General features: G+C 69.5%; 16 protein-coding genes and 1 pseudogene. 3 read left to right on the forward strand and 14 right to left on the reverse strand.

The window, feature by feature from the left end:
• Window positions 1–2: 2 nt before the first annotated feature.
• Window positions 3–734 carry an HAD-IA family hydrolase gene (locus INQ48_17765; GenBank protein ID QRF55261.1) on the reverse strand — a complete coding sequence of 244 codons (732 nt, stop codon included), beginning with the start codon at window positions 732–734 and terminating at the stop codon, window positions 3–5.
• 15 nt (window positions 735–749) lie between these two features.
• Between INQ48_17765 and INQ48_17770 the strand changes: the two genes are divergently transcribed.
• On the forward strand, window positions 750–1,772 hold the full coding sequence (locus tag INQ48_17770; GenBank protein ID QRF55262.1) for a ferrochelatase: 1,023 nt from the start codon (window positions 750–752) through the stop codon (window positions 1,770–1,772).
• Here INQ48_17770 and INQ48_17775 read toward each other — a convergent pair.
• From INQ48_17775 to INQ48_17810, 8 genes are all read right to left on the reverse strand, one after another.
• Entirely contained in the window at window positions 1,696–2,115 is a 420-nt protein-coding gene (locus INQ48_17775) for a redoxin domain-containing protein (GenBank protein QRF60780.1), read from the reverse strand. The two genes, INQ48_17770 and INQ48_17775, sit on opposite strands and share 77 nt — an antisense overlap.
• Window positions 2,099–2,605: a DUF1993 domain-containing protein gene (locus INQ48_17780; GenBank protein QRF55263.1), complete on the reverse strand. Its 507-nt coding sequence runs from the start codon at window positions 2,603–2,605 to the stop codon at window positions 2,099–2,101. The genes INQ48_17775 and INQ48_17780 overlap by 17 nt, the downstream gene beginning before the upstream one ends.
• Before the next feature lie 66 nt (window positions 2,606–2,671).
• Window positions 2,672–3,562 (reverse strand): alpha/beta fold hydrolase, encoded by an 891-nt coding sequence (locus INQ48_17785; protein QRF55264.1) that lies wholly within the window; start codon window positions 3,560–3,562, stop codon window positions 2,672–2,674.
• Between the two features lie 8 nt (window positions 3,563–3,570).
• Window positions 3,571–4,647, reverse strand: coding sequence for a branched-chain amino acid ABC transporter permease (locus INQ48_17790; protein ID QRF55265.1), 1,077 nt, complete (start codon window positions 4,645–4,647; stop codon window positions 3,571–3,573).
• Window positions 4,648–4,657: 10 nt separating this feature from the next.
• A complete protein-coding gene (locus INQ48_17795; GenBank protein QRF55266.1) occupies window positions 4,658–5,638 on the reverse strand; it encodes a branched-chain amino acid ABC transporter permease in 981 nt (326 codons plus the stop codon).
• Window positions 5,635–6,360: an ABC transporter ATP-binding protein gene (locus tag INQ48_17800; protein QRF55267.1), complete on the reverse strand. Its 726-nt coding sequence runs from the start codon at window positions 6,358–6,360 to the stop codon at window positions 5,635–5,637. Before INQ48_17800 ends, INQ48_17795 begins: the two co-directional genes overlap by 4 nt.
• Window positions 6,357–7,124, reverse strand: a complete 768-nt coding sequence (locus tag INQ48_17805; GenBank protein QRF55268.1) for an ABC transporter ATP-binding protein — start codon at window positions 7,122–7,124, stop codon at window positions 6,357–6,359. The genes INQ48_17800 and INQ48_17805 overlap by 4 nt, the downstream gene beginning before the upstream one ends.
• Window positions 7,125–7,169: 45 nt before the next feature.
• A complete protein-coding gene (locus tag INQ48_17810) occupies window positions 7,170–8,630 on the reverse strand; it encodes a hypothetical protein (protein QRF55269.1) in 1,461 nt (486 codons plus the stop codon).
• Between INQ48_17810 and INQ48_17815 the strand changes: the two genes are divergently transcribed.
• A complete protein-coding gene (locus INQ48_17815; GenBank protein QRF60972.1) occupies window positions 8,593–8,829 on the forward strand; it encodes a hypothetical protein in 237 nt (78 codons plus the stop codon). The two genes, INQ48_17810 and INQ48_17815, sit on opposite strands and share 38 nt — an antisense overlap.
• Here INQ48_17815 and INQ48_17820 read toward each other — a convergent pair.
• The 5 genes from INQ48_17820 to INQ48_17840 form a co-directional block, all read right to left on the reverse strand.
• Window positions 8,813–10,000, reverse strand: a complete 1,188-nt coding sequence (locus tag INQ48_17820; GenBank protein QRF55270.1) for a substrate-binding domain-containing protein — start codon at window positions 9,998–10,000, stop codon at window positions 8,813–8,815. The genes INQ48_17815 and INQ48_17820 overlap by 17 nt on opposite strands.
• A gap of 144 nt (window positions 10,001–10,144) precedes the next feature.
• Window positions 10,145–10,420, reverse strand: a complete 276-nt coding sequence (locus INQ48_17825) for a hypothetical protein (GenBank protein ID QRF55271.1) — start codon at window positions 10,418–10,420, stop codon at window positions 10,145–10,147.
• On the reverse strand, window positions 10,417–10,749 hold the full coding sequence (locus tag INQ48_17830) for a hypothetical protein (protein ID QRF55272.1): 333 nt from the start codon (window positions 10,747–10,749) through the stop codon (window positions 10,417–10,419). The genes INQ48_17825 and INQ48_17830 overlap by 4 nt, the downstream gene beginning before the upstream one ends.
• Before the next feature lie 49 nt (window positions 10,750–10,798).
• A complete protein-coding gene (locus tag INQ48_17835; protein ID QRF55273.1) occupies window positions 10,799–11,908 on the reverse strand; it encodes a DUF4272 domain-containing protein in 1,110 nt (369 codons plus the stop codon).
• A 40-nt stretch (window positions 11,909–11,948) separates the two neighbouring features.
• The gene (locus INQ48_17840; GenBank protein QRF55274.1) at window positions 11,949–13,484 is read right to left on the reverse strand and encodes a sigma 54-interacting transcriptional regulator; all 1,536 of its coding nucleotides are present in this window, start codon (window positions 13,482–13,484) and stop codon (window positions 11,949–11,951) included.
• Between the two features lie 250 nt (window positions 13,485–13,734).
• Between INQ48_17840 and INQ48_17845 the strand changes: the two are divergent.
• A pseudogene (locus INQ48_17845) lies at window positions 13,735–14,424 on the forward strand (CerR family C-terminal domain-containing protein).
• The last annotated feature ends 68 nt before the right edge of the window (window positions 14,425–14,492 follow it).

Raw genomic sequence — 14,492 nt, forward strand, 5'->3', positions numbered from 1 at the left:
GCTCAAGCGCCGAGCGCCACGCACAGCGCGTGCAGGTTCGGCACGATCAGTTGCGGCCGCGCGCCATGCACCCAGGGCCGCTCGTCGCGCACCAGCCAGGCCGCCTGCATGCCGGCATTGAGCGCGCCCACCACGTCGAGCTCGGCATCGTCGCCCACGTGCAGCACGTCCTTGGGCAGCAGGCCGACCGAGGCCGCGGCCGCGCGGAAGATCGGCGCATGCGGCTTGCCGCTGCCGAAGGCGCGCGCATTGAAGGCGGTGCGGAACCAGCGCCCCACGCCGGTCTTGTGGATGTCGGCATTGCCGTTCGACACCGCCACCAGCGGATAGCGTTCGCTGAGCCACTTGAGCGCGGGCAGCGCATCGTCGTAGAGCGTCACGCGCTGGCGTTCGGCGAAGAAGGCATCGAAGGCCGGATCGGCCAGCGCCGGGTCCTCGCCCGCGCGGCGCAGCGCGGTGCGTATCGATTCGCGGCGCAGCGCGCTCAGGTCGTGCGCGAGGTCGGAACGCTCCTTGGCCGTGGCTTCGCGCAGTTCGCGCAGCACGCCCGGCGTGACGAGCAAGGCGGCCGTCTTCGGCGCCTCGCGCAACAGCCAGGCATGCAGCACGGCCTCCGCGCGTTCGATGGTCGGCCAGATCGGCCAGAGGGTGTCGTCGAGGTCGAGGGTGATGGCGCTGATGCGCTTCAGATCGAGCGGCGCGCTGCTCGCGGGGACCGTGGGGTCGGAAGTCATGCCCGAGAATATCGCATGCCTCCAAGTCCCTCGCCCGTCCCCGGCAACGCCCCCCGCAACACCGCCGTCCTCTGGTGCAACCTCGGTTCGCCCGATGCCCCCACCGCCAGCGCCGTGCGCAGCTATCTCGCGGACTTCCTCGGCGACCCGCGCGTGGTCGAGATCCCGCGCCTGCTCTGGCTGCCGATCCTGCACGGCATCATCCTGCGCGTGCGGCCCGCGAAGTCGGCCGCCAAGTACGCGAGCATCTGGCTGCCCGAGGGCTCGCCGCTCAAGGTCTGGAGCGAACGGCAGGCGCAGCGCCTGGGCGACACGCTCAGCCGGCGCGGCCACCGCGTGGCGGTGCGCGACGCGATGCGCTATGCCAATCCCTCGATCGGCGCGCGGCTCGATGCGCTGCAGGACGAGGGTGTCGAGCGCGTGCTCGTGCTGCAGGGCTATCCGCAGTACTCGGCCACCACCACCGCGAGCGTGATCGACGCCGTCAACGACTGGAGCCGCACGCAGCGCAGCGTGCCCGAGTTCCGCTTCGTCAACCAGTTCCACGACGACCCCGGCTACATCGCGGCGCTCGCAGGGCGCATCGAGGCGCACTGGCAGGACCAGGGCCGCGGCGAGGTGCTGCTGCTGAGCTTCCACGGCATTCCCGCGCGCAACATCGAGCTCGGCGATCCCTACCAATCGCAGTGCCTCGAGACCGCGCGCCTGCTCACCGCGCGCCTGGGCCTCGCGCCCGCGCAGTACCGCGTGACCTTCCAGTCGCGCTTCGGCAAGGCGAAGTGGCTCGAGCCCTACACCGAACCCACGCTGCGCGAACTCGGCGCCGCGGGCGTGAAGCGCGTCGACGTGGCCTGCCCCGGCTTCCCGGCCGACTGCCTCGAAACGCTCGAAGAGATCGCGATGGAAGGCCGCGAGGCCTTCCTGCATGCGGGCGGCGAGCAGTTCAGCTACATCCCCTGCCTTAACGACGGCCCGGCCTGGATCGACGCGCTCGCCGACATCGCCGAGCGGCATCTCGCGGGCTGGAACACCCGCTGAGTTTGTCGCAGGCCTTCCAGGTGGTGAAGCCGTTGTCCTGCGCCACCGGGTAGCGGATGCCGAAGCGCTGGATCGCGTCCTGCACGTTGCGCGTGGACTTCTCGTAGGCGAACTCGGGCGAATGCACGCCCACCGCCACGAAGCCCGGGTCCCTGTACTTCTCGTACCAGCGCACCACGTGCGGCAGCGTGCGGACGCAGTGGATGCAGGAGTAGGTCCAGAAATCGACCAGCACCACCTTGCCGGCCAGCCCCTGCAGGGTGAGCGGCTCCGGGTGGAGCCACTGGTCGATGCGGGCGGCGTGAAGGCCGCCGCCCTTCGCGGCATCAGAACTTGCCGAGATAGTCCATCTTGCCCACCGGCACGCCGGCGTTGCGCAGCACGTCGTAGGCGGTGGTGGCGTGGAAGAAGAAGTTGGGCAGCGCGAACTGCAACAGGTAGCGCTGCGCGGTGAAATGCACCTCGGTGCCGCGCGCGGTGATGACCACCGGGCGGTCCTCGTGGCCGTCGATCTGCGCGCGGTCCACGCCGAGCAGGAACTCCTCGGTCTTCGCGATGCGCACCAACAGCTCGTCGTAGCTCTTCTCCTCGTCGGGGAAGCTGGGCGCGGTCACGCCCGCGATGCGCGCGGTGCCGAGCTTGCAGGCATCGCTCGCGCGCTGCACCTGGCCGGCCAGCGTGAGCATGTCGGGCGCGAGGCGCGCATCGACCAGGGTCGAGGGATCGATGCCGTTGGCCTGCGCATGGGCCAGGCCCTTGCCGAGCACGTGGCGGAGCTGGGCCAGCCCGCGGGTGAAGACCGGCACGGAAATGTCGTACATCGAAAGCGCCATGGTGCGAATGCCTCTGTGTGTTGCTGTGGGTGATGACCGGCGGCGATTGTGGAGGCCGCCGTCCCCTCAGCGGCCGGCGGCGCGAATAAACCCTTCGATGCACTCCAGTTGTTCGGGCACGTTGAGCGCGGGCGCGTGGCCGCAGCCCTGGATCTCGACCACCTCGAGCCGTCCCGCCGCGCCCGGGCCGCGATGCCGCATGGCCTCGACCACCTCGGGCAGCACCAGGTCGGACTCGGCGCCGCGCAGGCACAGCACCGGCGCCTCGATGGCGTCGTAGTGCGGCCAGATCAGGTAGTCGTCCTCACGCGTGCTGAACTGGCGCACCATGGCCGGGTCGTAGTGCGGTGTGACGCGGCCGTCGGGCAGCCGGCGCGTCGAGGTCTCGGCGAGCCGGCGCCACTGCGCATCGCTGAGCCAGCCATAGGGCTTGTAGACGCCACGGAAGAAGGTCTCGAGCTCGCTCACCGTGTCGAAGGCCGGCGGGTTGCCGGCATAGGCGCGGATGCGCTCGATCGCGGCCTGTGCGAGCTCGGGCGCGTTGTCGTTGAGCACCAGGCTCGCAATGCGCGCCTTCATGCGCGACGCGAACAGGCCCGCGGCGCAGACGGTGCCGATCGCGCCACCCATCGAGGTGCCGACCCAGTGCACGCGCTCGAGCTGCAGCTCGTCGCACAGCGCCTCGGCCAGTTGCGCATAGAACGCGAGCCGGTACTCCTCGTCGGGCAGCGGGCTCCACTGGCTCAGGCCGCGGCCGATGGTGTCGGGGCAGATCACGCGGAAGCCGCGCGCGGCGAAGTGCTCGGCCAGCTCGTCCATGTCGCGGCCGGTGCGCGCCAGGCCGTGCCAGGCGATCAGCACCTGCGGGTCGGGTTCGGCCGTGGGCCAGTCGAGCCAGTGGATCTCGCGGCCCGCGAGCCGTGCGTAGTGGGAGGAAGGAACGATGCGGGAAGTCATGAGGTCGCTCATCGCGCGGCGCTGGCGCGGCGGGCCCGCAGCTTGCCGACGATGCCGGTGGGGAAGTAATAGACGGACAGCACGAACAGCACGCCGAGCCACAGCAGCCAGCGGTCAGGCGACAGCAGCGCCGCCAGCCACGGCAGGCCGCTCGCGGCCTCGCTGCCCATGCGCAGCAGATCCTGCAGATAGCTCTGCGCGACCACGAACAGCACGGCGCCGATAGCCGCGCCGTAGATCGTGCCCATGCCGCCGATCACCACGATCAGCAGCACGTCGACCATGATCTCGAAGCTCAGCGAGGTGTCGGGGCCGTTGTAGCGCAGCCAGATCGCGAGCATGGCGCCGGCCAGCGTGGCGAACAGCGCCGACAGCACCGCGGCCGTGGTGCGGTAGACCACCACGCGGTAGCCGATCGCCTCGGCGCGAAACTCGTTCTCGCGGATCGCCTGCAGCACGCGGCCGAAGGGCGAGTTGACGATGCGCAGCATCGCCAGCACCAGCACCACGGCCGCCACGAACAGCAGGTAGTAGCACAGCAGGCGCCCGTCGAGCGAGACGCCGAGGAAGGGTTCCTCCGCGAACTCGAAGCTCGGCGAGATCAGCTCGGGCAGCTTGAAGGTCAGGCCGTCCTCGCCGCCGGTGAAGTCCGACAGCTGCGAGGCCAGGGTCTGGAAGGCCGAGGCCACGGCCAGCGTGATCATCGCGAAGAAGATCGCGCGCACCCGCAGCGAGAACAGGCCGATGGCGAACGAGAGCACCAGCGAGACCGCGAGCGAGGCGCCCAGGCCCAGCAGCACCGCGCCCCAGTCGGGCCCGAGCCGCGAGGCCGAGATCGCGATGCCGTAGGCGCCGATGCCGAAGAACATGGTGTGGGCGAAGCTCACGATGCCCGTGTAGCCCAAGAGCAGGTCGAAGCTCGCGACCAGCACGACGAACACCAGGATCTTGGCCGCGACGCTGAGCGCCTTCACGCCCGGGAACAGGAAGGGCGCGAAGGCCAGTGCGAGGAACAGCGCCACCAGCAGCACGGCCAGCAGGCGGCTCCGGGGCATGTCGTTGGAGAGGAGTCGTTTCAGGAACATGGCTCGGTCCTCAGCGGTTCGCCACCGGATACACGCCCTGCGGACGCCACAGCAGCACCGCCACCATCAGGAAGATGCTCGCGAACTGCGTGAGCGTGGGCAGCACGAAGCCGATGTAGTTGGTCATCAGCCCGACGAGCAGCGCACCGAGCAGCGCGCCGCCGGTGGAGCCCAGGCCGCCGATGATGATGACGATGAAGATCAGCACGTTGACCTGCGCGCCCATCTGCGGCACCAGGTTCTGCTGGAACAGGCCCCACATCACGCCGCCCAGCCCGGCCAGCGCGCTGCCGACCACGAACACGCCGACGAACAAACGGCCGATGCGGTAGCCGAGCGACTCGACCATCTCGCGGTCCTGCACGCCCGCGCGGATCAGCAGGCCGATCTTGGTGCGGCTCAGGGTCCAGGCCAGCAGGCCGAACACCACCACGCCCACCGCCACCGCGAGCAGCCGGTACTTGCTGATCGCCGCGTCGCCCACCAGCAGCGAGCCGCGCAGCGCCTCGGGCAGCGGCAGCGGAACCTGCGCCGGGCCCCAGATCACCTTGATCAGTTCCTCGCCGATGATCATGCCGCCCATCGTGATGAGGATCTGCTTCAGGTGCTGGCCGTAGACCGGCCGCACGATGAAGCGCTCGAAGGCCAGGCCGACCGCGCCGGCCACCGCCATCGCGACCAGCATGGCCGGGAAGACCGCCACCAGGTTGCGCCACAGTTCCTGCGAGCCGGTCCAGTCGCCCATCAGGCCGAGCACGCTGCTGGCCACGAAGGCGCCCAGCGCGATGAACACGCCATGGCCGAAGTTCAGCACGTCCATCAGGCCGAACACCAGGGTGAGGCCCGAGGCGATGATGAAGATGATCATGCCCATCGCGAGCCCCGCGACCGTGAGCGTGAGCCAGGTCGAGAACGAGCCCGTGAGCGGCAGCGCGACCAGCGCGAGGACGGGCACCAGCAGCAGCGGCTTCCAGTCGAATTCGATTTTCATAGGGCGAGTCCCAGCAGCGACTGCTGCAGTTGCGCATCGGCCGCGAAGGCCGCCATCGAGCCGCTGTGCACCACGCGCCCGTTGTCCATCACCGCGACCGCGTCGCCGAGGCGCAGCGCGAAGTTGATGTTCTGTTCCACCAGCAGGATCGTGACGCCGCTGCGCTTGAGCTCGTCGAAGGCGTCGATCATGTTGTTGATGATGGCCGGCGCGAGGCCCTTGCTGGGCTCGTCGACGATCAGCAGCTCGCGCGGCTCGACGATGGCGCGCGACACGGCCAGCATCTGCTTCTGCCCGCCCGAGAGCTTGCCCGCCGGGTGGTTCCAGAACTTCTCGACCGCGGGGAACAGCTTGAAGATCCATTGCAGGCGCGTGTCGTCCATCTGCTGCGCGTTCTTCGCGCCGCGCGCGGCCAGCAGCATGTTCTCCTTCACCGTGAGGTCGGAGAAGATGCCCATGTTCTCGGGCACGTAGGCAATGCCCAGCTCGGCGATCTGCGGCGTGCGCAGGGCCGTGATGTCGCGCTCGCCGAAGCGCACCCTGCCCTGCGACGCATGCCACAGGCCCATGACGGTGCGCAGGGTGGTGGTCTTGCCCGCGCCGTTGCGGCCCAGCAGCATCGTGAGCTGGCCCTTGGGCACGGCGAGGTCGACGCCGTGCAGGATGTGATAGGCCCCGATGTGCGTGTGCACGCCCTCGAGGCTCAGCAGGTTCGTGCTCATGCCGTGGCCTCCTTCGCGATGCCCAGGTAGGCTTCCTGCACCACCGGCGAGGCGATCACGGTGGCCGGATCGCCGTCGGCCACCAGGGTGCCGTTGTGCAGCACGATGATGCGGTCGGCGAGCTCGCGCACCACGTCCATCTTGTGCTCGACCAGCAGGATGGTCTTGCTGCGGTCCTGCTTGAGCTGGCGGATCAGGTCGAGGATCACGGGCGCCTCGGCCGCGTTCATGCCGGCCGTGGGCTCGTCGAACATGAAGACCTTGGGCTCGAGCGCCATCAGCAGCGCCACCTCGAGCTTGCGCTGGTCGCCGTGCGGCAGGCTGGCCACGGTGGCATGCTCGCGCGACTTGAGGTTGGTCTGCGCCAGCAGCTCGTCGGCGCGCGCGGTCAGCGCCGCATGGTCGCTCCAGATGCTCCAGAGGTTGAGCCCGCGGCGGTGCGCGCCCTCGCGCGTGGCCTGCACCGCGAGGCGCACGTTCTCCAGCACCGTGAGGTTGGGGAACAGGTTGGTGAGCTGGAAGGCCCGCCCCAGCCCGGCGCGGGTGCGGGCCGACGGCGACAGCCCCGACAGCGGCTGGCCGTCGAGCGACACCGTGCCCGCGCTCGCCTTGAGCTGGCCCGAGATCAGGTTGAAGTAGGTGGTCTTGCCCGCGCCGTTCGGGCCGACGATGGCCGTCAGCGTGCCCGGCGCGAATGCGCAGCTCACGCCATTGACGGCCACGTGCCCGCCGAAGCGGATGGTCAGATCTCGGGTCTCAAGCATCGTTGGTCATTGCGAAAACGAAAAATCCAGGAAGGTCGACCGGCCTCAACAGCTGCCGATCACGTAGTAGTTGGGGCCGGTCTGCTTCAGCGTGGTGGTCACGTAGATGTTCCACAGGCCCATCGATTGCCCCGAGCCGTAGGCATAGGTCAGGCCCCACAGCGCATAGGCGCGGCCGGCCACGGTGTGGGCGTAGTTGCTCGCGGTGAAGCAGGTGCCGCCGCCGCCGCTGCCGCCGGTGGTGGTGCCGGTGGCGGCGGTCGACATCGCGCCCTCGGCATTGGCCGCGGTGAGGCCGGTCACGGTCCAGCTGTAGCTGGTCGAGGGTGCCAGGCCGGTGTCGGTGTAGCTGGTGCCGGTCACCGGCGAGGCGTTGACCTTGCTGCCGCCGCGGTAGACGTTGTAGCCGCTGGCGCCGGCCACGGCGGTCCAGCCGATGACCATGCTGGTGCTGGTCGCGCCCGAGGTGCCCACGCCGGTGGGCGCGGGCAGCGCGCTGCCGCCTCCGCCGCCGGTCACGCGGTCGACCATGGCCTTGACGGCCGCCATCTGCGGGCCGGACTTCTTGGCGTAGTTGACGCTGCCGTAGCCCCACCAGTCCCAGCAGCTGTTGGTGGCCGCGGTGCTGGTCTGCGGATAGACCAGCACGATGTTGTTGGTGTCGGCCCAGCGGTTGTAGCCGGTCTTCTTCACGTACTGGTCGCCCACGTCCGTGTAGTTCTGCTTGCAGCCGTGCAGCACCACGTGCACGCGGCAGCTGTTGCCGCTGCCGGCCGCGCAGGCCGCGGGCGTGTAGAGCCAGCCGGTGGCCGCCATGCCCGAGCCGCCCGAGAACTCGCCCTGGTTGAACTCGGTGAAGCTGCCACCCAGGGTGCCGTTGTTGCGCGCGTTGAGCGGGCCGTAGAGGTGCTTGAGGATCTCGCCCGCGAGATCGAAGCCGCAGTTGTTGATGTAGGGCGAGGCCGTGGTGGCGCAGGCGCCGCCGTAGTCGTCGGTGACCATCGCATGGCCCGCGCCGAGGTTGTTCTTGTAGACCGTGTTGGCGGCCGGCACGAAGCTCTGGTAGTAGGTCTTGAGGTCGTCCATCACCGGCTGCTTGACCGTGTTGTCGGAGGTGCCCGAGAACAGGTAGACCTTCGAGCCCGTGAGGTTCGACACCGGGTCGATCGCGCCGCTGGCGGCCCAGCTGTTGGTGGTGCTCACGAGCGTGGACACCGGGATGCTGCTCGCATGCGTCATGCAGCGGCCGGTGGCGTTGAGCACCGAGCCTTCGGCGCAGTAGTACGGGCCGCCGGCCACCACGCCGGCGCCGCGCTTGAAGGTGGCCGAATACGCCACGTGCAGTTGCACCGCCATGAAGCCGCCGGCCGACAGGCCGGACACGCTGACCTCCGCCGGGTTCGCGCCGAGCGCCGGCAGCGGCACCGCCGCCGCCGCGCCCTGCGCGGCCACCGCCATGGCCGCGGCCATGGCCAATCTCTTCCAGTTCCAATTCATCGCTGGCATCGCTGTCTCCTTCCGTTATGGGTGTAAGAACGCTGCTTGGCTGATCGAGGACTCGGCCGTGGAGCGCGCCGCCCGCGCGGACGCAGGCTGGCGCTTCGCCCGGCGGCCATCCGGGGCGAAAGAGAAAGAAGAAGGTGGGGCGGCGCTCAGGCGCCGCGCCCGGGTGGCGGGAAGCGCCGGACTCAGCGCTTGTTCTTGATCGGGATGTCCATCTCTTCGGGCTTGATCTCGTGCACCAGCTCCGGCACGCCCCAGGCGAACGCCGGGTCGACCTTGATCTTGAAGTGGTACATCGACTGCATCGCCTGGTGGTCTTCCTTGCGGAAGGTCATCTTGCCCTTGGGCGTGTCGAAGCTCATGCCTTCCATCGTGCTGATGAGCTTGTTGGTGTTGGTGTCGCCGTTGGTCTTCTTGAGCGCCGTCACCACCGCCATCGCGGCCGAGAAGCCGCCGGCCGTGAAGAAGTCCGGCGGCGTCTTGAATTCCTTGTAGTGCGCCGCGACCATCGCCTCGTTCACCGGGTTCTTCGGAATGCCGAAGTAGTAGTAGGCCGCGCCTTCCATGCCCGGCAGCGCCTTGTAGGCCGCCATGGCCGGCAGGATGTTGCCGCCGGTGGCGATCTCGATGCCGTAGCGCTTGAGGTCGAGGTCGACGATCTTGAACGGGTTGCCCGCGCCGGCCCAGACGATCCAGATGATCTTGCGGCCCGGCTGGTCCTTGAGCTTGTCGATCAGGCGCTGGGCGCCGGCCGTGAAGTCGGTGGTGGCGGGCGGCAGGTACTCCTCGTGGACCAGCTTGGCCTTCTTGAGCGCGGCACCGAAGGCCTTCACGCCGTCGCGGCCGAAGGCGTTGTCCTGCGCCAGCGTGGCGACGGTCACGCCGGCCTTGTCGACGGCCACCGCGTTGGAGATCGCGTCCTGGCTCGAATTGCGGCCGGTGCGGAAGATGTACTTGTTCCACTTGTCGCCGGTGATCGAGTCGGCCACGGCGGGCTCGACCAGCAGGATCTTCTTGTACTCCTCGGCCACCGGCAGCATCGCCAGCGCCACGCCCGAGGCGGTCGGGCCGACGGCCAGCGCGGCCTTGTCGTCGGAATAGGCCGCGGCCAGCAGCGACTTGCCGAGGTCGGGCTTGCCCTGGTCGTCCTTCTCGATCACGACCAGCTTCTTGCCCGCGACGGTCATCGTGCCCTCGGTGGCGTAGTTCAGGCCCATCATGAAGCCGGTCTGCGTCTGCTTGCCGTAGGCCTCGAGCGCGCCGGTCTTGCTGTAGATGTGGGCGATGCGGATCTCCCCGGACTGGGCCCAGGCGGGTGCGGCGGCAGCGCAGGCGGCGAGCGCGGCCAGGGCGACGAGGTGGCGACGGTTCATTCGTTGTCTCCTGATAAAGATGACTGAATATTGCACACTTCGTGCCACGCGCTAAGCCGTTGATAACAAAGGTTTCTCCATTCGGAGAAAGCGCGATTCGGCTGAATTCAGAACAGTTGTCGTGTCTGAATTTCAGGCGACTGTCTATTTTTCAGTCAGGGTTTTCGCGGAGGCCCGACGCTCCTCGATCCATTGCCTGAACTGCCGCTCGGCCTGCAGCCGGAATTCGTTGCGTGCGTGGTTGCAGGCCGCATGGGCCAGCCGCCGGTGCTTGGGCGAACGCACGCCGCCCAGGGTGGCATCGACCAGGTGCTCGATGGTGGCCGATTCGGGCCGGCCATGCGGCTCCTCGAAGTCCATCGGCAGGCCGCACCAGTGGCAGTTGGGGCCGAAGGTGGAACGCAGGGCGCGGACGCTCACAGGCTGGCGTACTCGAGGATTTCCTGGCCCATCAGCGTGCAGTCCTTGCCCGCCACGTGATAGATCAGGCGCATGCGGTAGTTGCCCTTGTAGATCGAGCCCCAGACCTCGAGCACGCGGAACTGCTGCGCCTTGTTGGCGGGGTTGCGCAGCGGCGGCAGCTCCTTGACCTCGGAGCCGACGCGGATGCGATCGTCCTCGCCGAAATGGAACACCAGCAGCTTCTTCGCGCGCGCGACCGCCTCGTCGGCGCAGGGTGGCGCGGCCAGGGCGGCGCCGGCACAGGCGCACGATGCGGCGAGGACGAGGGAGCGGATCGGTGTCTTCATGGAAGGCTCTGGTGGAAGGCAGGTTCGCAGGCGGATGGAGGCCGCATTGTCAGGTGGGCGTGTCGACCTCGTCCCACTCGCGGTCCTCGAAGCGCACCAGCCAGTTCAAGGCGCGATGCCGCTCGGCGATAACGCCCGCATCGAGTCCCGGCGGCACGGGGACCTGCTGGAGCCCGGACTGGCGTACGCGCCAGTGCAGGCGGTAGTGCAGGTCGAGCCCATCGAGGATTTCGCCTTCGCCGCGCATGCGCAGCGAACGCAGCGCGCCCGGCAGGTCGCGGACTTCCAGCATCGTGCGCGCGGCGAGCGGCACGTCGCAGATCGCGCTGGGAAAAGGCAGCGCATCGACCAGGCCCATCGCCCACTCGAGCAGATACAGGCACTCGTAGCGCCAGCCGAACTGGACCACATCGGACGCCAGCGGTTCGGGGTTCGAGAGGAAAGCCTGCTCCGCCGGCGTGAGATGCGCCCGTGCCGAGGGCAGCCGCTCGAACAGGTCCTCGGGCGCCAGCGGCTCCTTGCTCGCGAGCGACTCGGCCCGCGCCGATACCGCCAGCAGCGCGAAGGCCCGGCCCGCGATCTCCTGCGGCGCGCGCAGCCGCAGCTCGGGCTCGCAGACCAGCGGCGGCAGGTGCCGCGGGACCTCGATGCCCCGCGCCGCGAGCGCTGCCTCGGTGCGCGCCTTGCGCTCCCAGGCCTCGGCCGGATAGGGCAACGCGGCTTCGCCATCGGGCTCCTCGCCCGCCGCCGACAAGAGGATGCGCCCCCGGGGATCGCGGATGCTGCCGTCGGGCAAGAACACGATCGCGTTCGCGCGCACGGCCCAGTCCGAGAACGCATCGAGCAGGCCCTCGTCGATCGACAGGCTCAGGTGCTGGCGCACGCGCTGGACATGACGCATCACGTGATAGCGGTTGCGCAACATCGTGCCGTCGCCGCGGCTCAGCACGTAGCCGACGAAGCCGGCCAGGTGGGGCGCGAGTTCGGGGTCCGACAGATCGCGGCGACCCTGCAGGGCATGGGGGAATTCGAGCGCCGGTACATCGGCGCGCGTGCAGTAGGCGTTGACCAGGACCCGCTCGCCCTGCCCGGCCTCCTCGGAGCGGCTTGGCGCCGGCCGGCCCAGCGCTCCCTTCAATCGCGTCAACAAGCCCTTCATCGATGCTCTCCTCCTTCGTGGTCCGCGCTCGGCGCGCGGGTCAATCCGCCTGGTTCGTCATGCGCTCGTACAAGGTCGCCCGCGAGATGCCCAGCAGCCGCGAGGTCGCGAGCTTGTTGCCCCCGGTCGCCGCCAGCGCCGCGCCGATCGCGCGGCGCTCGAGCTCGGCCACCTGCTGCGCGAGCGGCCGCAGCAGCGCGGCCTCCTCGTCGGCATCGTGGGCGTCGCGCAGCGCGGCGGGCTGCGCGATCTGCTCGAGGCCGGCTTCGCGCAGGATGCGTTCGAGCTGCGCCGCGTCGATGCGCTGCGAGTCGCTGCGCATGGTCACCTGCTCGAGCACGTTGCGCAGCTCGCGGATGTTGCCGCGCCAGTGCTGGCCGGCCAGCAGCGCGAGCGCATCGGGCGTGAGCTCGGGCGGGGCCTCGCCGCTGCGCAGCGCCATGTCCTCGCCGAGCGCCTCGACCAGCGCCGGGATGTCGGAGCGCCGCTCGCGCAGCGGCGGCACGCGCAGCGGCAGCACGTTGAGGCGATAGTAGAGGTCCTCGCGGAACTGGCCGCGGCGCACCAGCTCGGGCAGGTCGCGCGAGGTGGCGGCGATCACGCGCGCGTCGAAGGGAATCAGCTTGTTCGAACCGAGCGGCTCGATCTCCCCTTCCTGCAGCGCGCGCAGCAGCTTGGCCTGCAGGCCCAGCGGCATGTCGCCGATCTCGTCGAGGAACAGGCTGCCGCCGTCGGCCAGCTTGAACTTGCCCTCGCGCCCGCGCTTGTCGGCGCCGGTGAAGGCACCGGGCGCGACGCCGAAGAACTCGGCCTCGAGCAGGGTGTCGGGCACGGCCGCGATGTTGAGGCTCACGAACTGGCCCCGGGCGCGCGCCGAGGCCGCATGGATCGCATGCGCGAGCAGTTCCTTGCCGGTGCCGGTCTCGCCGAGCAGCAGCACCGGGCTCGCCGACTGCGCCGCGCGGCGCGCATGGCGCTTGACCTCGACCGCGGCCGGGCTGCTGCCGATGAAGCTCGCGAAGGTGTACTTGGAACGGCGCTGGCCCTCGGCCGCCTGCTGGTAGAGCGGGTTGTTGCGCTGGCTCGCGAGCTCCCGCCGCGCATCGTCGAGGTCGCGCTGCAGCAGCGCGAACTTGCTGATCAGCGGCTGCAGCGTGGTCTCGGGCTGGTCGAACAGCACGATGCCGATGGCGCCGATCACCTCGCCCGCGCCGTCGGCACGCTCCTCGCGCAGCGGGATGCGGCTCACGACGAAGGTGCCGGCCTTGTTGGTCAAGAGGTCGATGAGGATCGGCTCGCCGGTCTCGAGCACGCGGCGCATCTGGGTGTTGGGGATCACGTCCTCCACCATGTGGCCGAGGAACTGGTCGATCGACGAGAAGCCCAGCGCGGGCAGGAAGCGCCGGTAGCCCTCGTTGACCCAGACGATGCGCCCGCTGCGGTCGACCAGGAACATGCCCTGGCTCATGCGCGAGAACAGGTGGAACATGGAACGCGCGGCCAGCGCGAGGATGCCGTCGGCATCGAGCGGCAGGGCGGAGGGCGCGGCGGCCGCGGCGGCGGTAGGGGCAGGCATGCGCGGATCGTAGCCTGCATCAATCCGCAACAAATCCGGCATCGCCGGCCGGCGCCGGCGGGTCAGAATGCCCCGGGGTGCCGCCGCCCGGCAGCGCCGGGCGCCCTCCCCGCCCCCCACGCGGCCCGCCCCCGTTTCCCTCGCGCCCCATCGGCCCGCGCCGCTCCCGTCTTCAGGAGACCTTCAGCCTGGGTTCAGGCCGGCCTAAGTTAATCAATCGTTTGATTTGAAGCATGGTGTAATCGCCCGCATGAAGTCCACGCTTCCTCCATCGACGGAGCCGGCGCGCAAGACCGCCGCCGTCCCGCGCGCGCCGCGCAGCGACGGCGCCGAGGCGCGCCAGCGGCTGCTCTACACCGCGCTGCGGCTGTTCGCGCAGAAGGGCTTCGCCAAGACCTCCACGCGCGAGATCGTGCGCGAGGCCGGGGTCAACATCTCGGCCATCAGCTACTACTTCGGCGACAAGGCCGGCCTCTACGCCGCCACCTTCAGCGAGCCCATGGGCGGCAACGCGGGCGACTTCGTGGCGCTCTACGCCGCGCCCGGCCTCTCGCTCGAGGAATCGCTGCGCATCTTCTTCGCCAAGATGGTCGAGCCCTTCGACCAGGGCGAGGTGGTGCGCCAGTGCATCCATCTGCACATGCGCGAGATGCTCGAACCCACGAGCCTGTGGGCCAAGGAGCTCGAGCGCGACATCAAGGACCCGCACCGCGCCATCGCCGCGATGCTGTGCCGCCATCTCGGCGTGGCCCGCGCCGACGACGACATCCACCGGCTGACCTTCGCGATCACCGGCCTCGCGATGCAGCTGTTCGTGAGCCAGGACGTGATCGAGGCGATCCGTCCCGCGCTGCTCGACACGCCGCGCGCCGTCGACACCTGGGCCCGGCGCCTGGCCGGCTACGCGCTGGCGCTGGTCGAGGCCGAGGCGCGGCGCCGCGCCGCCGACCCGGTGCCGCCCGCGCGCGCGATCGCCCCGCCCTCCATCCCGCTCCGGGAGAAAGACAG

Origin of the sequence: Variovorax paradoxus (genome assembly GCA_016806145.1) — a bacterium.
In the GTDB taxonomy this organism is placed as follows: Bacteria; Pseudomonadota; Gammaproteobacteria; order Burkholderiales; family Burkholderiaceae_C; genus Variovorax.